Source organism: Paenibacillus sp. FSL F4-0236 (assembly GCF_038000135.1).
Classification (GTDB): Bacteria; Bacillota; Bacilli; order Paenibacillales; family Paenibacillaceae; genus Paenibacillus_AQ.
Genome location: NZ_JBBOBK010000001.1, coordinates 4,303,812 through 4,328,322 on the forward strand (window position 1 = coordinate 4,303,812; position 24,511 = coordinate 4,328,322).

A 24,511-nucleotide genomic window follows, 5' to 3' on the forward strand; every position below is an offset into this window, starting at 1 on the left:
CCCTCCCACATCCACTACCGCCTATAGCATTTAAGAAAGCTTATAGTTGTTACTGTGCTGTGACTTTAGCGCGAGCGGCTTTCCACTTGTCGTTGAGGTCCTTCATGATGTCATCATAGGATTCTTTTCTGTTGCCAATTGCGGCTTCAATAATCCGTTTCTTGAAGTCTGGTTGCCAAGCACCGATTTCGGCTTGTTTGTCGATTTCATCAGACCAGCCTTCTTCACCGGCTTTAGCAGCTGCAAGTGTATCAAAGGTTACTTCAGTGCCTTCATATTGTTTCAGAATTTCTGGAAGCTCTGCACCGATAGCCGGGCTCATACCGCCACCTTCAGTCGTTGGGTAGCCAGATTCGTTAATGAACCAATCCACCCAAGCTCTAGCAGCTTCTTTGTTTTTACTATGAACGCTGACACCCAGATTGTAGTCACCAGCAAGTGGTACAAGGATTTTATCTGCATTCGTAGGGAATGGCATAAAGCCAACATCATCTGGATTCGTTGCTAAACCTTTGATTTGACCGATTGCCCAAGATCCAAGAACCATCGTGCCGATTTTTCCGTTAGCAAGATCCGCTTTGGAAGATTCCCAGTCTGTAGTCGTCGGATCTTCTTCAATCAAACCTTTTTGTGCTGCATCGTACAGGATTTTGTACAGCTCATAGTGAGGTTGACCTGGAACATAGTTATCGTCGCTAGCCACTTGACCAATGTTCACATAATCACGGTTACCAGCTACTGTAGCCAGATCCGCTTCCCATTGGGTCAATGTCCAGCCAGCTGCGTAGTTCGTGTACAGAGGCACAGCTTTCGTTTTGTCTTTAACAGATTGCAGAGCAGTTAAGAATTGTTCAGGCGTTCTTGGAACCTCTGTAATCCCGGCATCTTTAAAGACTTGTTTGTTGTAAATAATACCGTTAAAGTTGATGGTCATTGGAATTCCGTAAGCCATTCCGTCTACTGCTCGTTCTTCCACACCTGTATATTGTTTTTGCATATCTTCGAGTGTACCCAGTGGTTCGAAGAAATCGGGAATATCTTTAATAGCTATGCTTGTAGGTAACAACAGAACGTCGCCATAGTCACTAGTGCTCATGCGAATTTTAATTTGATCTTCGTAAGTAGCAAGCGCTTCAAAGTTTACCTTTACATCAGGATATTTCTCATTGAACTTAGCCGCATACTCTTTGAATACGGTATCAACAATATCCGTTCTTTGCGTAATAACCGTGATATCCCCTTTAATATCCTTGTCTGCTGCATCATCAGCCGGAGCTGCCGTCGCCTCTGTTGAGGATCCATTGCTTCCTGTGTTTTTAGCACCTTCATTGTTGGTGTTGTTGTTTGAGGAACAACCGCTAAACAATCCTGCCATAAGTGTCAGTGCCATCAAGCCCATCATTGTTTTGCCTTTTTTCATGCTTTTACGACCCCTCTCTTCAATTCGACTCTAATTTGGTTTAATAACAAAAATAATAACTTTTATCATCACCATCAATTTAATAGAGTAATCACTATTATCAAACTCACTGAATTACTCTTGAAAAAAAGTGATGATATCGCTTACAAACTCATTATAGATCTATTTTTAACGCAAAACGATGGTTTGAATTGCTTTTTCTGGTCTTATATTTGTTATTTTTGTTTTTATTATGGTGTTTTTATTATCTAATTTATTGAAAATAACCACAAAAAAAGAGAGCTTATCGCTCTCCTAAATAATAGCTTCCTATATAGGACTAAAACTCACGTTCCATTTTCGGTAATTTACAGCCACTTTTATAATCCTTAGGTGTCATACCACACATTTTCTTGAACAATTTATTAAAATAAACCGGATCACTATAGCCAACCTTATCGGCAATTTCATAATTTTTTAAGTCGGGATGCTCGATCAGCAATTCTTTCGCCTTAGTAATACGAATCCGAATTAGATAATCGGTGATGGTTTGCCCCGTCTTTATTTTAAACAACCGGCTGAGGTAGCTCGCATTCATACCGACGGTCTCCGCCAAACGCTCAAGTTCGAAGTTCTGATCATACTCCCTCTCCAGTATGCTTTTAGTCTGTTCAACTACGTAATGCTCTCCACCATCTGCCGCTTGAGAGAACATCTCCTCCTGCTCTGTGACGTTCTTTTTCTTTGTATCCTCTACTCTCTTGAGCAATTCATATAGCTGAGTCTTATCAATAGGTTTTAGTAAATAATCCATCACCCCATGGCGGATTGCTCGGCGGGCATATTCAAATTCACTAAAACCGCTAAGAACGGCAATAGGTATATCCTCCATATGTCCTCTAACCTGTTCAATCAACATAAAGCCATCCATTCTAGGCATTTTGATATCTGTAATAAGCAGATCAATGTCATCTCGGGATAACTTTTCAAAATGCTCCCAGGCTTCCACCCCGTTACCGTAGGATCCAATTACATGTACATCTAGCTCCATCCTCGATGTGATTTTTTCGAGCCCCCTGCGAATGACCTCCTCGTCGTCCGCAATCATAACATTTATCATTTGAGCACTTCCCTCCAGTTGTATCTGCCAGTTATTATGATTGCTCCATCATCACGAATAGAATTCTTCCTATGTATTACGTCAATGTACGATTACACTCTTTTATAGTCTTGTATTTACTATAACGAAAGTTATTCTAATTTCCCAGCTGCAACTATAAATTGTCCTTGAAATCATCTTCGAAAAAGTATATAACTAAATTAAGTTGTTATTATAAACTAACAAATTAATAATAACTATATAACAAAATTATTTTACTAATTATTCTCTTTTCTATTTTCAATGTAAGGTGGGGATTCTCGATGATATTTAACAACGAATACATTGCAGGCATAACCTGGGGCTTCTCGGGTACACGTGGTTCATGGAAAACGGAAGAAGCGGAACGTTCGATGGAACTCATGTCTTCAGTCACTGGAGCGAACTGGACGGCCATTGCCTTTAGTGCGCTTCAAGCTACCGCTCATTCTACGGAAATTCCCTATGGGGAGGCGCCAACCGTTACCGACGAAGAAGTGAAACAGTCCATCAGTAAAGCGAAGTCACTGCAGCTAAAGGTATGCCTGAAGCCGATCGTTAATTGCGCGGACGGAACTTGGCGTGCTCACATTAACTTTTTCGATAAGGATGTTCCTTGCGAGCCTAAATGGTCTGAGTGGTTCAGCTCTTATACTAAATTTATTCTGCATTATGCTGCTATTGCTGAAGAAACAGGCTGTGAGATGTTCTGTATCGGCTGCGAGCTTGTACAAACGGATAGACGAGAAACCGAATGGCGTACGCTTATTGCCGAGGTTCGGAAGGTTTACTCAGGAATTCTTACTTATAATTGCGATAAGTATCAGGAGGATAACGTGACCTGGTGGGATGCGCTCGATGTGATTTCTTCAAGTGGATATTATCCAGCTAACGATTGGGAAGCTCAGCTCGACCGGATTGAGCATGTGGTGAGATCACAGAATAAGCCATTCTTTTTCATGGAAGCGGGTTGCCCAAGCCGAAGCGGGAGTGCGGCGATTCCTAATGATTGGACCTTGAAGGGTGAACCAAGTCAAGCAGAACAAAGCAACTTCTATCAGGCAATGTTTCAAAGCTGTGAGCGCAGAGATTGGGTTCAGGGCTTTATGCTTTGGGATTGGCCTACTCATCTTTATCCAATTCATGAAGCAGAACACAATGATGATTATTGTATGTATGGCAAACAAGCCGCTGGGATCATCAACGATTACTTCACCTCGAAAATCAATAAGTAATGTGAGGAGTGACTACTTACCAATGATTAATTCACCAGAATTATGGTTGACCCAGCTTGAGGATGAGCTACAGGGTAATATTCTTAGTTTTTGGATGAAACAGACGAAGGACGAAATCAATAGCGGTTTTGTTGGTGAAATCGACAATCAGCTGAACATTGCACCTGACGCGGATAAAAGCCTTGTGCTTAATGCCCGTATTCTTTGGTCCTTTGCCAGCGCTTACCGGATCTACGGCAAGACAGAATATCTGGCCATGGCAGAGCGTGCCTATGCCTATTTGATGGATCATTTCATCGATAAGGAGTATGGCGGATTATACTGGATGGTGAATACTGAAGGCAAACCTTCTCAGGAGAAAAAACAGATCTATGGCCAAGCTTTTGCTATCTACGCATTGGCTGAATTCTACCACGCGACTGGACGGCCTGAGGTGTTAGATGAGGCTATTCAAATATTCCGGCTTGTTGAGAAATATGGCTATGATTCAACTTATAAAGGTTATGTTGAAGCTTTATCTCGGGAATGGCAAATTACGGATAACCTCAGTCTTAGCAGCAAGGACTTGAATGAGAAAAAATCAATGAACACGCATCTACATGTGTTGGAAGCGTATACCGGACTTTATCGAGTATGGAAGTCAGAGGAGTTGGCGAGTACGCTGGCTGAGCTAATCGAAACGATGCTGGACCATATCATTGATAACGAAGGCAAGCATTTTCATCTTTTCTTAGATGAGGCATGGAATGTAAAGTCAGATATTATCTCCTATGGACATGATATCGAAGGCAGCTGGCTGCTTGTGGAAGCCGCAGAAATACTTGGCGAAGAAAAGCTGCTACAGCGTGTTCGAACCGTCGCTATCTCCATGGCAGAAGCTGTTCTTGCAGAAGGTATAGATACCGATGGCGGGATATGGAATGAAGCTGATCCGAGCGGATTGCTAAGCAAAGATAAAGATTGGTGGCCGCAAGCGGAGGCGGTTGTTGGATTCTATAATGCTTATCAGCTGACCGGTGACAGCAAATTTAACGAGGCTGCCCAAGCCTCCTGGACTTTTATCGATAAATATATGGTGGATCACAAACTAGGCGAATGGTACTGGGGCGTGGACGAGAAGCATCTGCCTCTCCCTCACGCAACCAAGGTTAGTGCCTGGAAATGCCCTTATCATAACAGCAGAGCCTGCTTCGAAATGATCGCACGACTGAATTCAACCCTAAAGGAGACTGTATAATGTCATCGTTATTTCATGAACGCAAACAACAATTAACAGAACGTTATGAAGCGCTGATCACCCGTAAAAATGAAAAGCTTCCTTATGGAAACGGTATTTATAACCGTTATGCTTATCCACTGCTTACCGCTGAGCACGCTCCTCTAATCTGGCGTTACGACTTCAACCCTGACACCAATCCTTACTTCGCTGAAAGAATCGGCGTCAACGGCGTTTTCAACCCTGGTGCCATAGAACTTAACGGTAAGTTCTATCTTGTTGCCCGCGTGGAAGGTAATGACCGTAAATCTTTTTTTGCTGTAGCTGAAAGTGACAATGGTGTGGATGGCTTCCGCTTCTGGGATCATCCAGTCGTGTTGCCTGAGACAGAAGTTCCGGACATCAACGTTTACGACATGCGCTTAGTAAGCCATGAAGATGGCTGGATCTATGGCCTCTTTTGTACAGAACGTAAAGATCCAGACGCTCCACACGGTGACCTTTCCAGCGCAGTAGCACAATGTGGTATTGTCCGTACAAAGGATCTGAAGATCTGGGAACGTCTGGCCGATCTTAAGACAGGTTCTGCTCAACAGCGCAATGTCGTGCTCCACCCTGAATTTGTGGATGGAAAATACGCCTTCTACACTCGCCCTCAGGATGGCTTTATTGATGCAGGCTCCGGTGGCGGTATTGGCTGGGGACTCTCGGATACGATTGAGGATGCCGTGATTACAAGTGAGACAATCATGGATGAGCGCCACTACCATACCATCAAGGAAGTTAAGAATGGCCAAGGTCCAGCTCCAATCAAAACACCAAAAGGCTGGTTGCATATCGCACACGGTGTGCGAAACACTGCCGCTGGGCTTAGATACGTCCTCTATGCCTTTTTATCTGACCTGGAGGAGCCAAACAAAGTCACACACTCACCAGGCGGTCATTTCATCGCACCAGACGGTGAAGAACGTGTCGGTGATGTCTCCAACGTTGTATTCTGTAACGGTGTAATTGCACGCGATAACGGTGAGATCTATATCTACTACGCTTCCTCCGACACCCGCATCCATGTAGCAACAACTACGGTTGAACAAATGTTAGATTACGTACTGAACACACCAGAAGATCCACTCCGCTCTTATGCTTGTGTAGAGCAACGTATCGCCCTCATCGATCGTAATTTAGCGCTGTAAATAAGAGTTCAGAGTCCTTAAAAATCAACAGAGCAGCGATTCTCCTTAATGGAGGGGTCGCTGCTCTGCGTTTTTGATCATTCTGTGTCCCCTAGCACGTTACTGTGGGTATCTGATAGTGTTTACTGATGCTCTTTCGACTTGTAAATCTGTTCATGGATACTCCCTTATTGTTGATAAATATCCATACTTTTTAGCCGTTTAATGATTAATTCCTATAGTTTAAGCTCAAAATAGCTCAGTAATCCCCTAACTCCAAGGAGGCTGAGATATAAATGTTCAAACGTATGGATGAGATCATGATCGAGATTCCTGAAGTTGAGAAGCCAGATCCCAATGCTGCTGCCGCTGTACAAGAACTGCTTGGCGGAAAGTTTGGAGAAATGTCGACCCTTAACAATTATCTCTATCAATCCTTTAATTTCCGTTCAAAAGACAAACTGAAACCCTTTTATGATTTGGTGATGAGTATAACAGCGGAAGAGCTAGGCCATGTGGAGCTAGTTTCGCATGCCATCAACAAATGCCTTCGAGGGTCAACAAGTTATAAAGAGCCAGATTCCACCCCTCTAGGTTCCGTAAAAGATGCGCGTTTATCCTATCACTTTCTGGCGGGGGCTCAAGGTGCTATGCCTTTTGATTCAACGGGGAATCCATGGACCGGAGCAAATGTATTTAATAGCGGCAACCTAGTGGAAGATCTGCTACATAACTTCTTCCTCGAATGTGGAGCCAGAACACATAAAATGAAAGTTTACGAAATGACGGACCATCCAGCTGCACGCGCTGTAGTCGGATTCCTCTTAGTGCGCGGTGGCGTCCATGTGGTCGCTTATGCCAAAGCCATCGAAATCGCAACAGGTGTTAATGTAACGAAACTAGTGCCTGTTCCTTCGTTAAATAACAAATCGTTTAGTGAAGCGAATAAATATGAGGAGAAAGGTGTGCATACAAAGCTGTACACCTGGAGTGACAGTGACTTCGGCGCCATCGATCAGATTTGGAAGGGAACCCACCCAGAGGATAACCTCCCTCTTGAAGTTATTAAGGGAGCACCTAAAGGCTTCCCGATCCCCGTAGCTCCTGCAGTCGAAGAGGAGTTCGCCCCAGGAATCTCCCCCGAAGACTTTAAAGAAATTGCCAAACGCCTCAAAATGGCTGGAAATATTACAGAATAATATTTAACGTGAATCTGGTGAGGAATTTACGCAGCGTCTTCCTCACCATAGGTTCACTTTTTTTAATTGTACAAAGCCCGATATTCATCCTCCAGCATAGACATCAGAATCATGTTATGAAATTCTCCGTCTACATAAAGAGCATCCCGCTCCACACCATCGTGCTTGAAACCAAGCTTCTCATAGACATGAATGGCTCTTGGATTAAAAGGATATACACCCAGATGGATACGATGCAGCTTCAAGGCTTCAAAGCCATATCGCAGCATTTGAGTCATAGCCTCAGTACCGTAACCCTTCCCTCTATGTTCATGACTACGAATCCCAATTCGAATATTTGCGCTACGGTTGTCCGGATCTATTTCGTTCAGAACCACTTCTCCAATAAGCTCATCCGTTTCCTTGACGATAATCATAAGATCCACACGATCCTCAGCTGGAACACTAATCTTTCGAATCCAAGCCGATGTTTGCTCGCGAGAGATTCCCCCTTGCGACCCTGTTAGACGACCCATCTCATCATCAAGTAAAAATTTGTAATAGGCCTCCAGATCGGACTCTCCTACACCACGCAGATGAATATTTTCGCCTTCGATCTTTGGTATTGCAACTGCTTCTGACATAACTGAGTCCCCCTAACCAAAATTCCATGGCTTTCAATTATTTTTAATCGGCTAATTTCTATTCTCTCGGTATATCCACAGAATCACGATGCACTATGTCTGCTGCAATCAGGATCTTCTCCAATGGTGCAGAGGGATGCCCAATCCGACTTAGCAGTTTCTCCACTGCCGCCCGGCCCATCGCTTCTTTAGGGACATGTACAGTAGTAAGCGGCGGAACGCCTCTTGAGGCATCCTCAATATTATCAAAGCCCGTGACCGAGATATCCCCTGGAATATTAAGACCTTCTGCCTTCAGGAAATCACTGACCGTAAGTGCTGTTTTGTCATTGGCGCAGACCAAAGCGGTTGGGAGTGTCTTAGCTTTTTTCCGCTTCATGACCCAATTTTTAAAATCCTCTTGGAATACATCTTCCTCCACCCCTTCTAAAAAGAGATTCGCATCATCTTCCAAAGGCAGTCTTATCCCACTCTCCTCCAGCGCACTCCGGAAGCCAATCCACCGATCCCGAAAACTGCGTGAAAATCCAATATTCCCGATAAAATGCATTTGTGTATGGCCTGTCCCCATCAAATGATTAGTAAGTCGAGCCATGGAATCCACATTGTTCGCGAATACAGTATCACTTGGAATTAATGGATCTTCATGGTCAATCAACACCATCGGCAGACCGATGCGATGTACCTCAAGTAGTAAAGAAGTGGAGATTTCGCCCACACCTACCAAACCAAGAATCCCGCTTGGGTTCAGGATATTCACGAAATTATCCGCACGATTCTCAGAGATGATCACCATTCCAAGTCCTTCTTGATCCAGCGCAAGGGCAATACCGTCCACAATTTTTCCCCAATACAAGGAATCCTGAGTTTGCGAGCGGATATTCGGCATTAATACAAGCACAGATTGCTTATTCCGATCACTCCCCCCTACCGGAGGAGTCCGCTTGACACCTTGAACAAAAGCATTTTTTTGCGTAAAATAGCCTAACTGCGAAGCCGCTTGAATCACTCGTTCTCTGGTCGTCTCATTAACGCCAGCTTTACCAGAAAGTGACTTGGAGACAACAAATTTGGATACACCGAGATGATCAGCTATTTTTTGCATGGTGACCTTTTTAGCCATATTAAACCCTCCAGAGATTGTAATAAAATTAATGTTAAACTAAAGTTAAGGCTGAGAAGTTACCTGTGTAGCTACCCGCGCTTCCGTCCATTTTGCATTTAATTCGTCAAAAGACTTTTGTAAATCAGGCGCAGCAAGTAACTCTTGAATATAATCTCCGGACCAAAAGGACAGCTTAGCTCCATTTGCCAGATCGATGAACGCATCACTTTGTACCGTGCCATAAACCAGCTTAGGTTCATAAGATAGAAATTCACGGTACTGCGGCATAAAAGGGTTCAGACTATAATCAGCAGGAAGGAATCCCCAATCATCTGAATACGAAGTCTCTTTTACAAAAAAATTCAACCAAGCCATAGCAAGCTCTTTATTCTTACTGTATTTGCTAACACCCACGAACCAGTCTGGATTGATCGGCGCATAGTGAGTACTGCTATTATCATAAGGAAATGGGAAGAATCCGATATCATCTGGTGAAGCCCCCACATCAAGCACTTGACCAACCGCCCAATTTCCAAGTAAATACATGCCAGCTTGACCTTTAGCGAGTCTAGTCTTAGAGATCTCCCAATTGTTCGAGAAGAGTTCATTCTCTACATAACCTTTAGCAATTAAGGTTCGAGCAATGGAAATGGATTTCCCCCACTCATTATCAAGCTGCCATGGACTATCCTCATTTACCATATTATTTAGATACTCAGGGTTGCCTGTCATATAATTGACCAGACTATTTCCCCATTCACGCAGTGGCCAGACGGCTCCATAATTCATATACAGCGGGATAATTCCAGCCTCTTTTAATTTAGCGCAAGCTTCGTAGAATTGATCCAGTGTCTGTGGAACCGCGGTAATTCCTGCTTTTTCGAAGGACCTTTTATTATAGACAATCCCTACCGTGGTAGTTCCCGTAGATAGCCCATATCGCTTACCATCATAAGTAGCAAAAGAAGTGAAGCGCTCACTAGCCGAAGTTTCTTCATCCAACGGTTCGAAAAAATAATCCAGTTCCTTTGATGGAAGATTCACAGGAAGCAAAAGTACATCTCCGGCGTCCTTGGTGGACAGTCTTACCAGAATGTCCGTTGCGTAATTGGATAAACCTTCAAATTCAACATTCGCTTCGGGGTACTTTTGCTTAAATTGGTCTGCGTACCCTTGAAAGGTTCCATTCTCAATCAGATCTATTCGATTGGTCATCATGACTATGGTGCCGGATAAGTCAGACTTCACCTCGTTTCCAACTGGAGGCACTGTAGATTCCGTCTGTTTGGTGTTGTTCTCACAGCCACTAATCGATAACAAAATGAGAAGCAGCAGTATGGTACGCGTAGTCCAGTGTAATCTCATCCCCATCAACGGACAGCCTCCTCTTATTTCAGTCAGATAATCTTTCCGGTTCCAGCAACGGTAGCGACAAAATAACATCCGTCCCTTGTCCAAGCTCACTATATACCTCAATTCCAAAAGCCGCTCCATAATGAAGGCGCACTCGCTGCTGTATATTTTTCATACCAATGCCCCCATTGATACTTTTCTTAGGAGGACTTTCTTTCTGCAGCCCATCGTTCAATCTCTCCAAAGTGATCTTATCCATTCCACAGCCATCGTCCTTAATATGAAAGAACAGCATTTGCTCAGTCATCTCACAACGGATACTTAAATGCATTTGTGGTTTATTATCATCCAAGCCATGATAAGCAGCATTCTCTATGATCGGCTGGAAGACCAGCTTGATAATAGAGTAATTATCTAGCTCCTTCGGTACGTCGATCACGAGTACGAAACGATTAGGGTAGCGACAGTTCAGCAGCTCAACATAATTGCGTACATATCCAAGCTCTTGCTTCATTGTCGTTTTGCCACTCAAATCACTTGTACTATATCGTAGCAGTTTACCTAAAATTGAGATCATGTCCGCAGCTTCAATATCATCATTGAGCTCAGCGGTCATTCGGATCGACTCCAGCGTATTATAGATAAAATGAGGATTAATCTGACTCTGCAGTGCGTGAAGCTCCGCTTCCTTCTTCTGTTCTTCAATTCGGTAGATATCCTGAATTAACTGCCTGATCCGAGCCAACATTCGATTAAACTGATGCCCGAGCAGACCAATCTCGTCACGCCGTCTAACCCTAAACATCACATCTAGATCGCCACCCTGAACCTTTTTCATCAGTTGAATCATCTGCGATAGTGATTTAGTGAGTGCAAAGGAAAGAATAATGGAGATAATTAACGCAAGTACAATGATACTTAATGTAGCAGCGAGCGTTGTATTACGGGTTACCTTCACATCCCGCATTAGCACATCTACAGGAATCGAAATAATGGCCTTCCAATTGGTCTTGTTAGAGCTTGAGTAAATATTTAGAAAATCTTTTCCGTTGACTGTATCATAGAAACTCCCGGATTTCCCATCGACCCTTTTGAATAGCTCTGAATCAGATACATCCGTGGCAAGAAGTTTTTTGTCACTGTCGTACACGACCATCCCCATCTCATCAACGATCAAAGATTTGCCATGCGTTACTTTATCCAGCTCCGTAACCCGATTCTCCAAATTGCTAATATTCGCTTCAACCGCGATCAGCCCAATCGGATTTAACAAACCATCCACGATTTTGCGAACAACGGTAAAAGCATATCGAGTGCTCTGCAAATTACTCGTAAATGATTGGGTACCAAACAAAAGGGCCTCTCCGCTGGAATCCTTCGTCTGCTGACTCCAGTACTTATAGCTTTGATCGAGGTCGAGCCGTACTCCACCATCCTTGGCAGAATAATAACCATTCCCATGCGCGTCAAAAATATAAACCGTGTTCGCGCCTCGCTTAATATTATTAATAAATGAAATGTTGCCTTCTATGCCCCGCTGAATGGACAACAGTAAATCAAAATCTCCGGGTAACAATGTAGCACTGCCTGATTCGCCACCCATGATCTCTTTCTGCTCATGATAGTGGTTCGAACGAATTAAATTTTGTTTAATATCGTTCACATAGGCTGGCATAGATGAAATACGCTTCATATCTTCGATATAATCATCTACTCCATCCATCATTTGATCGATTAACTTCTCAGAATAAGCAATGGTGTTGCCCTGAATAGATTCTGAATAACTCTTATAAGTAAACACACTAATGAAGGTAAGCGGAAGGGTAATAATTATTAAAAAGACGAGGAGCAGCTTGCGTTCCATACTCATGTCCCCGATAACGGACCACCAGCCAAAGATGCGTTTACCTTTCATACGGTCCTTCTCCTTAACCCTTTTTTACCTAACTTGTTATTATTATTTACCTAACAAAATTATTATACGGGGAAGTCCTTCTTTACACAATAACAAAACCGCTTCCTCATAACGAAGAAGCGGTTTTGTTATGTAAATCATAAAAATTTGTTAGGGACCCACTTATTTTATCGTGAATAATGACAGTTTGTCCTTTAACTGTCCTGAAGCACTTTCCAGCTTACCTGACAATGAAACGAGTTGATCACTTACACTTTGTTGTTCATTACTGAGTGAAGCCACTTCTTCGGAAGTCGCTGATGATTGCTCAGCTACAGCACTTACGTTACCCATGGCTTCCGACAACACAACCTGTGAATGATTCAAGCTACTGATCGCTGTTGTCACCGATTCCAGACTAGTAATGAACTCATCCATCTGTCCTTTTACGGATACAAAGATATCGCTCGTGCTCTTCACTGAGCTTATTTGCTCTTTAAAGAGAGGTGCCACTTCAGATAATACAGCTTCCGTTTCGTTCATTTCCGTTATGATCTTGTCGGTGATTCCGGCTACAAGAGCAATAGACTGCTTCGATTGGTCGGCAAGCTGTCTTACCTCACCTGCTACCACCATAAAGCCCTTGCCAGCTTCGCCTGCACGTGCGGCTTCTATCGTCGCATTCAATGATAAAATATTCGTCTGCTGTGTGATACTCTTCATCACATCCAGCACCTTAATCACTGAGAATACTGTTTCTTTCAAATTGTTAACACGTTCTACAAGCGCACCTGTCTTTTCCCCAGTACGGCTAGTTTGATCCAGTAAATCCGTTAATTGCTTGGCACCTTGAGCACTAGCTTCTCCAACCCCGCGTGCTGCCTCATCCATCTCACTATTGGCACTAATCACGGTCTGCATTTGCGTAGCTATCACATCTGTAAGCTCATTACCACGTTCAGCTTCAAGTGCCAGACTGCCTGCTCCTCCAGCAATTTCTTCCGTAGCGGCTGCTATTTCCTTCGCGGAAATAGCTGTCTTACGCGAAGCTTCTCCAAGCTCGCCAGCGGTCTCTAGCACATCTCGTGCAGTTTCTCTAGTTTGCGATACAAGCTCAGTAATACGCTCCATCATCAAGTTAAAGGAGGCTGATAGTTGTCCAATCTCATCCTTAGACACATATTCTGTACGTACACTTAAATCTCCGCTTGCACCTTGAACCATAAGATCCTTCAATCGTGCCAGAGGGCGAGCAATCATACGAACCATCCAAATCCCAATAAATATCGCAAGCAATGCCGCACCGGCAGCCGTAATGAACGTCGTCAACAGAATCGGACGGGCTTCCTTCACTAGTTCTTCTGTAGGAACTACACCTGCGAGCTTCCAATCTGCCCGCATCATCGGATTAAAGACCGCCAGAATTTCTTTTCCGTTTGGATCTTTAGCTTCTAGGCTATTATTATTTTTCTTACTCTCTTTGATAAAAGAAAACTCCGATGACTTTCCATCGTCTAGGGGATTAGAAGAAGCCACTACTGTACCTTGCGGAGACACAAGTTGAATACGGGAGCCGTCTCCCAGCTTCACACTTGCGAAAGATTCTTCCAGCAGTGTATTCTTCAACACAAGCATAATCATGTATCCTTTATCTGCTCCCAGACTTTTAAGAGATCTTACCAAAGCAATATCTTTTTCTTCCGCTCCTTGAAGAGAGGTTGAAAACCAAATATTTTTAGAGTCGTTATTGTTAGCGTCTGAATAATAAGAATTATATTCTTTAGAATCGGCCACAATTTTCTTGAACCATTCTTGTTCTCGTAATCCATCAAAATAAATGCCACCACTGCCAGATGTAACAATTTCCTGTTCAAGTGACTCGGGAATCAATGCGACACTGAGAATATTAGAATCTGTTGTAGTCTGATTGGACAATTTCTTACTTATTGAGCTTGTTGCTTCAAATTTCTCGTAAGCAGTTTGTGCAGTAGCCATTGATCTAAGATCCGTTTGCAACTGCACATCAAAAAAGAGCTGCAATACCGTATTCTCATATTGCTTCAAGGTAATATCCAGCTTCTCAGCAGTCTGAACAATAGTCTGGCGGTAGGCTTCGGATACGTTATTCTTTATCGTTGTTTTTGCCTTCGAATAAGATATAAGTCCAAGTGACATAACTACGATTACAGTGGAACATAAGAATATTAGAAATAACTTCACACCGACGGATTGGATAGGATTAACTCTCTTGATTTGGCTTCCCCAACCCAACATCATTTTCTTAGCATCTAACTTTGATGTCTTTCCTATACCTACTTCATTGCTCTGTACATTTACGGATTTTTTATTGTTCTTCTTCATCTCTCTAACCTTCTCTCTTTATGCTTTTCACTAATACTATTTTGATCAGGATCCCCATCATGATCATCTACCCGCTAATATTAGAGGACATATGAAAGCGCTAACCATATTATATATCGGTTTATTAGGCCTTTTTTCTTAGCTTTACTATACTTTTTTTATAACTTTTAACCTATGTATTCTGAAACAAAAAAACTCCCTTCGTTCTACCCTCCTTTTGGATTTATTTGTTAGTTACTAATATATATATCTTATTGTTAGCTTTGTCAAAAGAAAAACAGGGATGCTCTTATAGAAAGAACATCCCTGTATCTTATTAAGATTTTCTCTTACGCATCATATCAAAGTATGCTACCGGCTGATCTACCTTCATGCGGACACGTTGCAGAGGATGACGAGCTGCGTCAAGCGGGTTGCCTGCTTCATCCCACAATTCCGCTACAGTCTGCTTAAAGAATGTATCATTGGGTCCGAAGAATTCAACTTCCTGCCCTGGCTTGAAGTGATTGCGTTGCTGAATGAGCACCATTCCACTCTCAGCATCGTATTCTAGTACAAGTCCGGCAAAATCATAAGGAGCGGCTTTTTCTTCAGGCTCATAGATATGATCTTCATGATCCGGAGTATCATAGAAGAACCCTGTGTTAAGCGGACGATTCGCCGCTTTATTCAGCTCATCCAGCCACTCTTGCTTCAACTCGTACCCTTCCGGATCAGCCATGTAAGCATCAATAGCTTTACGATAAGCGTTAACTACAGTAGCTACATAGTGAATCGACTTCATTCGTCCCTCGATCTTGAAGCTGTCAATGCCTACTTCAATGAGTTCAGGGATACTTTCCAGCATGCACAAATCCTTAGATCCCATGGAGAAAGGATTATCTCCTTGCTGATGCAGTGGAATCTGAGTTACACCCGGAAGCAAAGGGGCCGGAGATTGTGCTACAGCTTGATCTTCTTCAGATACCCAAGTGCCTTCAGGACGCGCATCCTCGAACAAATCATATTTCCAGCGGCAAGACTGACAGCAGCCTCCGCGATTGGAGTCACGATCTGTAAAGTGATTGGATAATACACATCGACCGGAGTACGAAGAGCACATCGCACCATGGATAAAGCTCTCGATTTCAATGTCAACATGCTTCTTAATCTCAGCGATCTCTTCCAGGCTTGTCTCACGTCCGAGTACTACACGTGGCAGACCCTCTTCTTTCCAGAAGGATACCGCTTGCCAGTTTAGTGTAGACTGCTGAGTACTCAAATGTACCTCTAATCCAGGTACTAAACGGCGTGCTGTATCTACAATGACCGGATCAGCAACGATAATAGCCGCAATGCCAACTTCATATAAGTTACGCAGATATTCTTCAATCCCTGCGACATCTTCATTGTGAGCATAAATGTTCGTTGCAACAAATACCTTAGCGCCGTATTTCTTGGCGAATTCAACACCTTCACGCATTTCCTCAAAGCTGAAATTGTCTGCTCCTGAACGCAAACCGTATTTCTGCCCTCCGATATAAACAGCATCCGCACCATAGTGTACTGCGAATTTTAATTTCTCCAAATTACCGGCCGGAGCTAGGAGCTCCGGTTTGTCCAGACGGTAACGTTTGCCCTTGTATTGCGGCTTTGTCATGGTTCCCATTCCTGTTCTCCCCTCCATCGCCCCACAAAGTGATGTCTGTGCATGCTTACTGCACCTAGTCTTTGCGGGGAACTAAAAAACTTTCATTAAATTAAACTTAATATACTTGCTCTTTATAGAAAAATCCGAAGCTTAGCTCCCGTTCTGGATCCTGCAACGTTCTGATAGCTTCCATCCAATCCTCTTGGAAAGAATATGCTTCTGGATCAGCTACATAGAGATCAATAGCTTTGCGATAAGTCTTAACAACCGCCACATTATACGCTGTTGATTTCAACAATCCTTCAATCTTAAAACTCTGTACGCCTGCAGCCATAAGGATATGAAGATCCTCCAAAATACAAATATCTTCCGAACTCATAATATGTGTACCGTTCTCGTCTTCATAGATTGGGAACTTTTGGTCATCTCGTTCTGCCTCGATCAAAAATAGACCACGTTCCTTACCAAGACTGCCGCCCTCGCTTGGACGTCCTTGATGTGACATATAGCTTTCTACAAGCTTACGCTTGGAATGGTATATATTGGTCATGCCATGAACCTGAACCTGTGCCTCTACCTCTAAAAGCGGAACCATTTCCGTCATTTCATCCATATTCAGCTCACGGGCAAGAACGACGCGAGTAGCACCTTTACGCCCCCAATAATTCGCGGTTGCGTAATTGGTAGAGGTCATTTCCGCATTCCAATGCAGATTCATGCCCGGTGCTTCCTTCTTCACTGTGGTTAACACAGCAGGATCACCGAACTCAACACCGTCAACACCAAGTTCACCTATCGCCTTCACATAGGCAGGGAGCTCTTCGAGAAGAAGGTTGGACATGAGTCCACCTAGTCCAGCATATACTTTGCAGCCACGCGCATGTGCCATTTCTACAACAGCAGCTGTATCCTCCAGAGAGAAATGTCCGGCAAGACGCATGCCAAAACGGTCATCCCCGATGAGCAATGCATCTGTTCCGGCATCCAGCAAAGCAGCAGCTTCCTCTAAGGATGCTGCTGTCGCCAGCAATTCCGGTTTGTTAATCATGTTGTACCTCCTACTTGTACAGTTATTTCAACCGCACCACTCTTCATTTTAATATTTTATTTCGATTCTTGCTTACTTTTTTCGATATTGGCTAAATGTTCCTTGTAGGTCTTAGCAAACAAATGGCCCTGTGTACCATCTTTCTTAGTCACATAGAAGTAGTATTCAGATGCCTCAGGTTCAAGTGCCGCCTGAATGGAGGCCAGCCCCGGATTACTAATAGGTCCCGGAGGAAGCCCAATATTTCTATACGTATTATAAGGACTGTCAACTTCCAAATCTTTATATAACAGTCTTTCCTTCTGTTTGTCGAGCAAATATTGAACCGTAGCATCAATCTCCAGCTTCTGCTCTTTCTTTAAGCGGTTATAAATCACGCCAGCAACTAGTGGTCGTTCACTATCTACCACAACCTCACGCTCGACTAACGAGGCCACTGTCAACAGCTCATGAAGTGTCATTCCACGTGCTTCTAGCTTTTGCTTCCAATTCGGAATCGTGTCCAGTTTCTTCTGGAACTGATCCAATAATGCCTCTACAACTTCCTGCGGCGTACTATCCTTGGCTAGTTCATACGTTTCAGGGAACAAATACCCTTCAAGCCGATGACGAAGGTTCTTATTCTGTGGGATACCTAGAACATCAATTCCCTTCAAGCCCGCACCGGTATCCATTATTTCGAGAAAAATAGCAGCATCCTGATTCCAAGCCTCAGCAAGCTTCTTGGCAATCTGCTCAGCAGTATATCCTTCCGGAATCGTAAAAGTTACGGTCTCTTCCTTAACAACATCACCCGCATTTAACCTCTCGATGAGCTCGTCATAGGTGTCTCCTGGACTAGCAACATAAGTACCAGCTTTGAAGCTGGAACCTTCTTTGGTCCATTTCAAATATCCCTTAAAAAAAAGACTGTTCCGAATAATGCCATTTTGTTCGAGCAGATCAGCAATTTCAGCGCTGCCCATGCCCTTATCTATCGTAAATGTCACGGCAGGTCCTGCAGGTTCTACCGGCTGCATCCCGTTCCAAATGTACCAAGCGCCTCCGCCTCCTGCTGCTACCAGCAAAAGAATAACAATAAGCACAGTACGGATTGCGGATTTCAAGTCAGGTTCCTCACTTTCCGACTATAAAGTATAAAAGTGTACTACTTAAAATTCAATACATATTTCATGATCATGATTGTTGTTTTAATTATATTGATCGTATTCCAAGCAAAAAGAGCGCGGAATTCTCCGCCCTCTTCCGTACTCATCATAAATGTAACGTACATGTTTAAAGCTTATTCTGCATCGTCCACTGGAAAAGTCATCTCATCATATAGCTCAGAGATGTCTTCCCACTCTTCATCGTCCACGATGTTCTCTAGTTCCGGAAGTCCGTTAGGAGAGACAACGATACGCAGAATTTCATATTCCACGTCTTTACCGGTGCCTTTCAGCACCGCATAGCCAATACCACCGACTTCAAATTCGGCGATAATATCGTAAATGGAAGACTTGCCCTGCTCATCTTCCAGTTCTACTGTTTCTCCATAGGCTTCCTTAAGCCGCGAAGTCCATACCGCTTGATCAGCGGATAAATCAGTCATTCTCAGATCCTCCGTCCAACTCGTCAACCAGTGTGTTGAAAGTCTCTTCGACAATCGCCCACTCCTCGTCATTATCGATCATGAACAATTGAAGATCGTCGCCTTCTTCCACATAACGGAACGCATAAACCTCATCGGTTTCCTCGTCCTCGGAATCAAGCGGAACCACCATCATGTACTTAGCGTCCGAGCCATCAACCTCAAACTTCATAATGACCTCGAATTCCTCTTCATTACCTTCCTCATCAGGAATATAGATAATTTCCGGTTCTTCCTCTTGGCCAATCTGTTCGTTTGTCATATCCTCGCACCCCTCACCTTTTACTGTTAGCATCCAAAAAATTTTGCAAAATCAGGGCTGCAGCCATTTTGTCCACAATCCCTTTGCGTTTCTTCCGGCTGACGTCCCCTTCAATCAGCACCCGCTCTGCGGATACCGTCGTCAGACGCTCATCCCAAAGGTGTACGGGCATTGCAAATTGCTCCCGTAGCTTGTCAGCGAACTCTATGCAGATTTCGCCCCGGGGTCCTACTGAGCCGTTCATATTCTTCGGTAGACCAACGACAATCTCTCCAATTTCGTGCTCCGTAACAAGTTCACGAATACGTTCGAACTCATTACCAGTACCGCGGCGCTCAATCGTTTCAAGAGCTTGTGCCGTCCATCCAAAAACATCGCTTGTGGCTACACCGATTCTACGGTCGCCGTAATCCAATCCTAACTTCTTCATCATCTGGGATTATCCACCTTGTGATTGACGAGGTAGAATCTAACCAGCTCTTCAATCAGCTCATCACGTTCTTTTCTCCGGACCAAACTTCTCGCATTGTTATGACGCGGAATGTAAGCTGGGTCTCCGGAAAGTAGATACCCTACGATCTGATTGATCGGATGATACTCTTTCTCCACCAGTGCATCGTATACAGCGAGCAATATTTCCTGGGGAGAAGCTTCCTTTTCGTCGCCCTTCACATTGAATTTGACCGTTTTGTCCATGGAGTCCATTTGTGACACCTTCCTTCTGCAAAATCACCCTAAAAGGGCGGCTTCGCAAAGTTGCTACTGTGCAGCTCACTTGCTTCCTTTATCATAACATATTCATAGCCCAACGAGGAAATCCTGCGCGTGGAATAACGCTTTTTTTGGCATTTCCTCTACAAAAATAATGATATTTTTGGCTTTTAAGCTATTGTCAAGCACAACTATTCATGAAAATCTAACCACCTGTTAATAAAGAGTAGCGGTACTGATGTCAAACTCTCAGTACCGCTATGTTTTTTCGTAATACGTTTAAAATAAGAAATAGTTTCGTAATTTTTATTTATGCTAGGGAAGCCACTAATTCTTCTGCTTTAGCCAGTGCCTCGCCAAGCTTGGAGGCATCTTTACCACCAGCTTGTGCCATATCTGGACGTCCGCCACCGCCGCCACCGCATACTGCTGCGACTTCTTTAACGATCTTACCAGCGTGGAAGCCCTTCTTCACCAGATCCTGTGGTACAGCTACAACAAAGTTCACCTTGTCGTCCATGGCAGCACCCAGAACAAGTACAGCATCCGGGAGCTTGGATTTCAATTCATCTGCAGTAGAACGCAGAGCGTCCATATTTCCTGCTTGAACAGCAACAGCAAGAAGCTGTGTACCTGCACCAACCGTCTTCACACTGCTTGTTAGTTCAGCGGCAAATGTTGCGCTCAGCTTAGATTGCAAGGATTCATTCTCACGCGAAAGCTCACGCACTTGGTTATGCAATGCTTCAATCCGTTTTGGAACGTCGTTCAGAGAAGACTTCAGTAGACCCGCAGATTGCTTGAGCAGATCCAGTTGGCTCTCAGTGAACTGATAAGCGTAACGTCCAGTCACTGCTTCGATACGGCGCACTCCGGAACCAATACCACTTTCGCTAAGCAGCTTGAAAATTCCAATTTGAGACGTGTTGGATACATGGCATCCACCACAAAGCTCAAGGCTGTAATCGCCGACTTGAACGACACGGACAATATTTCCATATTTTTCACCAAATAATGCCATGGCGCCCATAGCCTTAGCTTCATCAATTGGCTTGTTCTCAATGACTACATCAAGGCCACGCCAAATTTGTGCATTCACACGATGCTCGATGTCGCTTAGTTCTTCCGGTGTAATCGCTCCGAAGTGGGAGAAGTCAAACCGTAAACGTGCACCTTCTACTAGAGATCCTGCTTGGTTGACATGACCGCCAAGAACCTCTTTGAGCGCTTTATGCAGTAGATGAGTAGCTGTATGGTTCTTCACGATATCTTCACGCTGTGCACGATCCACTTCAGCGCGAACCGATTCGCCTACTTTCAATTCTCCAGCTTCGACAGTTACCAAATGTACATGTTGACCATGTGGAGCCTTGAACAATCCTTTAACCTTAGCTGTAACTGAACCGCCAGTAAGCAGACCTGTGTCACTCACTTGTCCACCACTTTCAGCATAGAACGGTGTTGCCTCAAGAATTACTTGGCACTCTACGCCTTCGCCAGCGGTATCGACCAATTCATCACCCACAACAATAGCCATAATTTTCGACTCTGTTACCGAGTCATTATATCCAACAAATTCACTTTTAACCGTCAGATCCGCTAATGCGCCACCTTGGATCTTCATGCTGCCACCGTCATGACGTGCAGCTCTTGCACGATCACGCTGTTCTTGCATAGCGACATCGAAGCCTTCACGGTCTACAGTTAATCCTTGCTCTGCTGCGAAATCTTCAGTCAGGTCAAATGGGAATCCGTAAGTGTCATATAGCTTAAATGCATCAGCGCCAGCAATCGTGCTGTGCCCATCTGCTTTTGCTTTAGCGCTGATCTCACCCAAGATAGCCAATCCATCAGACAATGTCTCATGGAAACGTTCTTCTTCTGTACGGATAATCTTGGCGATATATTCCCGATTCTCGACAACAGATGGATAATATACACCCATAATCTCACCAACGGTTTCCGTCAACTCATGCAGGAACGGACGATCCAGACCCAGGGTCTTTCCGTAACGAACAGCACGGCGTAGCAAACGGCGGATAATATAACCACGACCTTCATTAGAAGGAAGTACTCCATCCCCTACGGCAAAAGTAACGGTACGCACATGGTCAGCGATAACTTTAAGCGCGATATCCTGCTCAACATTATCTTTATATGTTACACCAGCAAGCTCAGCTGTTTTTTGAATAATCGGTTGGAACAAATCGGTATCGAAGTTGGAATCTACATCTTGAAGAATGGATGCAAAACGCTCCAGTCCAGCACCGGTATCAATGTTCTTGTTCGGAAGCGGCGTATAGCTGCCATCCTTGTTATGGTTGAATTGTGAGAACACAAGGTTCCATACTTCGAGCCAACGTTCGTTTTCTCCACCTGGATACATTTCTGGATCACTCATGTCGCTGCCGTAAGCTTCGCCGCGGTCATAAAAGATTTCCGAACAAGGACCACAAGGGCCTTCGCCGATATCCCAGAAGTTCTCATCTCCCAGCTTAATGATGCGTTCTGCTGGCAAGCCCACTTTTTCATTCCACAGCTTGAATGCCTCTTCATCCTCAGCATACACAGTTACGGAGATACGTTCTGGATCGAAGCCGATCCACTCCTTGCCAGTCAAGAATTCCCAAGCCCATGTGATAGCTTCTTCTTTGAAATAATCGCCGATAGAGAAGTTACCTAACATTTCGAAGAATGTATGGTGACGGCGTGTCTTCCCTACATTCTCGATATCATTGGTACGAATACATTTCTGCGAGTTCGTCAGGCGCGGATTCTCAGGAATCTCACGGCCATCGAAGTATGCTTTCAGCGGTGCCATACCTGCGTTGATCCACAACAGCGAAGGATCGTTATGCGGTACGAGAGATGCACTAGGTTCAATCTTGTGACCTTTACTTTCAAAAAACTTAAGCCATTTGGAACGAATTTCACTTGCTTTCATTGTTTACAGCTCCCGTCTCATCTTTTTAATTCGGCTCATGCGCCAGATTGTACAAATTTTCTAAAAAATAAAAACAAAAAAACGCCCCTGAATAATTCAGGGACGATTAATATCGCGGTACCACCCTGGTTATCGCCTTGACCCAATTTACGGGAAAGTTAAAGGGCGATCGCCTTGTCGCGGCTGATAACGGGTGCCCCCGGTGAGTTTGTGATCTCACACTCCGAAATTAGCTTTCCACCGGCCTGTCTTCAAGGTTCTCACAGCCATTACGAAATGCTTTCGTAAAGGAACCTGTTCTCTGATCAAGCCATCCTCCGGCGTACTTCATTTTCATCAACGTTTTATCCGATTTACATTTTAACATTTCAAGTATAGCCAGTGCCCCTTCATCTGTCAATCTGAGGAGGAGTTAAGGATAACGTGAGAATATATGATTTTTGTAATGGTGAACTCGGGCACTTAAAGAATATAGTAAATCTCAGATAGTATTTGGAAAATTATGTATTATAAATAATACTCTAGAATACGCAATGCTCGGGTAAAACCTAAGGAGGATTACAAATCATGCTGCGCAATAAAGTAACTGAGGAGCTATCGATTGTTAAAGTTAAGCCTACATCAATACGCTTTATCGTCAGTCTCATTTTTATTCATATTCTCTTCACTCTAACGGTTAACCTTGTCCTTTTTGCAAATGGAACTTTAAGCGTTATTGCCGAAAGCACAAATGGATGGATCAACGAAACGTTAGCTGCAAATCTGTTCGGTCTTGTGTTAGAAGTGGTTATTTTCTTATGTACAATAGCTAAATTATCGCTGAGGGATTTGGGGTTAAAAAGGAATACATTATTAGCAGGACTTATCGGCACTTTTCTATTTTGGCTCGCAATTAACATTGTTGATTTAGGTATGACATTACTGACTCACTCAAGTTTAACATTCAATAATGATATTTTCACGAATTCGAACGTCGTCTTTGGTGAATTCCTGGGTCAGATTTTCGGAAATGCTTTACTGGAAGAAGTTTTGTTTCGGGGCTTTCTGCTAGTTCAAATCTATCTCTTATTAAAAAAAGTCAATAACCATACTTCACGCATCGGTTATGCAATGCTTATCTCACAATCCATCTTTGCCGCTATACATATCCCAAATCGGATCTATTCAGGATTAGTCGGAATGGATTTTGTTTATGATTTTATCGTACTAGTAATTCTAGGGGTCATATTCTCATTACTCTATGTCTTAACCAAGAATCTATTTTTCGTGATTGGCGTCCATTCCTTAATGAATGTTCAGATTATGTTTTGGAATAGTAGTTTTACTCATACAGCAACTTTAATCTGTTTGTTGTTACTGACTTGTCTTTTAATTTGTTTCAAAAGGAAGGAATTCCGAGCACAGAAATCAGAAGAGGCAGTGCCAAGCTGAATAAATGGAATCGGAGAATTTTCTAGAATCGCGACTGACCCAATTGTAAACATAATCAGCTAAAGCAAGCAGTCGATAACTAAAACGGAGGGCAGCAATTCTCAAGTAAATATGAGAATCGCTGCCCTGTGCTGTATATTTACGTTTTTAATATAAAAGA

Annotated in this window: 21 protein-coding genes; 5 read left to right on the forward strand and 16 right to left on the reverse strand. The window is 43.5% G+C overall.

Going from position 1 to position 24,511, the window contains the following annotated elements; translation table 11 throughout:
* Positions 1 to 49 precede the first annotated feature (49 nt).
* Positions 50 to 1,420, reverse strand: coding sequence for an ABC transporter substrate-binding protein (locus NSQ29_RS19355; RefSeq protein ID WP_340968216.1), 1,371 nt, complete (start codon positions 1,418 to 1,420; stop codon positions 50 to 52).
* 319 nt (positions 1,421 to 1,739) lie between these two features.
* Positions 1,740 to 2,519: a response regulator transcription factor gene (locus NSQ29_RS19360; protein ID WP_042186104.1), complete on the reverse strand. Its 780-nt coding sequence runs from the start codon at positions 2,517 to 2,519 to the stop codon at positions 1,740 to 1,742.
* 302 nt (positions 2,520 to 2,821) lie between these two features.
* Here NSQ29_RS19360 and NSQ29_RS19365 point away from each other — a divergent pair, with 302 nt between their 5' ends.
* From NSQ29_RS19365 to NSQ29_RS19380, 4 genes are all read left to right on the forward strand, one after another.
* On the forward strand, positions 2,822 to 3,772 hold the full coding sequence (locus tag NSQ29_RS19365; RefSeq protein WP_340968215.1) for a glycoside hydrolase family 113: 951 nt from the start codon (positions 2,822 to 2,824) through the stop codon (positions 3,770 to 3,772).
* Between the two features lie 22 nt (positions 3,773 to 3,794).
* Positions 3,795 to 5,009, forward strand: a complete 1,215-nt coding sequence (locus NSQ29_RS19370) for an AGE family epimerase/isomerase (RefSeq protein WP_340968213.1) — start codon at positions 3,795 to 3,797, stop codon at positions 5,007 to 5,009.
* Complete coding sequence (locus NSQ29_RS19375) at positions 5,009 to 6,181, forward strand: glycoside hydrolase family 130 protein (RefSeq protein ID WP_076284262.1); 1,173 nt, start codon at positions 5,009 to 5,011, stop codon at positions 6,179 to 6,181. The genes NSQ29_RS19370 and NSQ29_RS19375 overlap by 1 nt, the downstream gene beginning before the upstream one ends.
* A gap of 275 nt (positions 6,182 to 6,456) precedes the next feature.
* On the forward strand, positions 6,457 to 7,359 hold the full coding sequence (locus tag NSQ29_RS19380; protein ID WP_340968210.1) for a manganese catalase family protein: 903 nt from the start codon (positions 6,457 to 6,459) through the stop codon (positions 7,357 to 7,359).
* Positions 7,360 to 7,421: 62 nt separating this feature from the next.
* Here the strand turns inward: NSQ29_RS19380 and NSQ29_RS19385 are convergent, their stop codons facing one another.
* The 14 genes from NSQ29_RS19385 to alaS form a co-directional block, all read right to left on the reverse strand.
* On the reverse strand, positions 7,422 to 7,982 hold the full coding sequence (locus NSQ29_RS19385) for a GNAT family N-acetyltransferase (RefSeq protein ID WP_340968208.1): 561 nt from the start codon (positions 7,980 to 7,982) through the stop codon (positions 7,422 to 7,424).
* A gap of 58 nt (positions 7,983 to 8,040) precedes the next feature.
* Complete coding sequence (locus tag NSQ29_RS19390) at positions 8,041 to 9,105, reverse strand: LacI family DNA-binding transcriptional regulator (RefSeq protein WP_341125859.1); 1,065 nt, start codon at positions 9,103 to 9,105, stop codon at positions 8,041 to 8,043.
* A 45-nt stretch (positions 9,106 to 9,150) separates the two neighbouring features.
* A complete protein-coding gene (locus NSQ29_RS19395) occupies positions 9,151 to 10,458 on the reverse strand; it encodes an ABC transporter substrate-binding protein (protein ID WP_341125860.1) in 1,308 nt (435 codons plus the stop codon).
* A gap of 22 nt (positions 10,459 to 10,480) precedes the next feature.
* Entirely contained in the window at positions 10,481 to 12,355 is a 1,875-nt protein-coding gene (locus NSQ29_RS19400) for a cache domain-containing sensor histidine kinase (protein ID WP_341125861.1), read from the reverse strand.
* A gap of 162 nt (positions 12,356 to 12,517) precedes the next feature.
* Positions 12,518 to 14,695 carry a methyl-accepting chemotaxis protein gene (locus NSQ29_RS19405; RefSeq protein ID WP_341125862.1) on the reverse strand — a complete coding sequence of 726 codons (2,178 nt, stop codon included), beginning with the start codon at positions 14,693 to 14,695 and terminating at the stop codon, positions 12,518 to 12,520.
* 316 nt (positions 14,696 to 15,011) lie between these two features.
* Positions 15,012 to 16,343: a peptidase U32 family protein gene (locus NSQ29_RS19410; RefSeq protein WP_341125863.1), complete on the reverse strand. Its 1,332-nt coding sequence runs from the start codon at positions 16,341 to 16,343 to the stop codon at positions 15,012 to 15,014.
* Between the two features lie 97 nt (positions 16,344 to 16,440).
* On the reverse strand, positions 16,441 to 17,373 hold the full coding sequence (locus NSQ29_RS19415; protein WP_341125864.1) for a peptidase U32 family protein: 933 nt from the start codon (positions 17,371 to 17,373) through the stop codon (positions 16,441 to 16,443).
* Positions 17,374 to 17,429: 56 nt separating this feature from the next.
* Positions 17,430 to 18,479 (reverse strand): endolytic transglycosylase MltG, encoded by a 1,050-nt coding sequence (mltG, locus tag NSQ29_RS19420; RefSeq protein ID WP_256716346.1) that lies wholly within the window; start codon positions 18,477 to 18,479, stop codon positions 17,430 to 17,432.
* 41 nt (positions 18,480 to 18,520) lie between these two features.
* A complete protein-coding gene (locus tag NSQ29_RS19425) occupies positions 18,521 to 18,646 on the reverse strand; it encodes a hypothetical protein (protein ID WP_341109437.1) in 126 nt (41 codons plus the stop codon).
* Between the two features lie 9 nt (positions 18,647 to 18,655).
* On the reverse strand, positions 18,656 to 18,964 hold the full coding sequence (locus tag NSQ29_RS19430; RefSeq protein ID WP_076284270.1) for a DUF1292 domain-containing protein: 309 nt from the start codon (positions 18,962 to 18,964) through the stop codon (positions 18,656 to 18,658).
* On the reverse strand, positions 18,957 to 19,265 hold the full coding sequence (locus tag NSQ29_RS19435) for a DUF1292 domain-containing protein (RefSeq protein ID WP_038569507.1): 309 nt from the start codon (positions 19,263 to 19,265) through the stop codon (positions 18,957 to 18,959). The genes NSQ29_RS19430 and NSQ29_RS19435 overlap by 8 nt, the downstream gene beginning before the upstream one ends.
* Before the next feature lie 13 nt (positions 19,266 to 19,278).
* On the reverse strand, positions 19,279 to 19,695 hold the full coding sequence (ruvX, locus tag NSQ29_RS19440) for a Holliday junction resolvase RuvX (RefSeq protein ID WP_042193474.1): 417 nt from the start codon (positions 19,693 to 19,695) through the stop codon (positions 19,279 to 19,281).
* On the reverse strand, positions 19,695 to 19,970 hold the full coding sequence (locus NSQ29_RS19445) for an IreB family regulatory phosphoprotein (protein ID WP_042125473.1): 276 nt from the start codon (positions 19,968 to 19,970) through the stop codon (positions 19,695 to 19,697). The genes ruvX and NSQ29_RS19445 overlap by 1 nt, the downstream gene beginning before the upstream one ends.
* A gap of 316 nt (positions 19,971 to 20,286) precedes the next feature.
* A complete protein-coding gene (gene alaS / locus NSQ29_RS19450) occupies positions 20,287 to 22,920 on the reverse strand; it encodes an alanine--tRNA ligase (protein WP_076300047.1) in 2,634 nt (877 codons plus the stop codon).
* 567 nt (positions 22,921 to 23,487) lie between these two features.
* On the opposite strand from alaS, the gene NSQ29_RS19455 reads away from it, so the two are divergent.
* Positions 23,488 to 24,351, forward strand: coding sequence for a CPBP family intramembrane glutamic endopeptidase (locus tag NSQ29_RS19455; protein ID WP_341125865.1), 864 nt, complete (start codon positions 23,488 to 23,490; stop codon positions 24,349 to 24,351).
* The last annotated feature ends 160 nt before the right edge of the window (positions 24,352 to 24,511 follow it).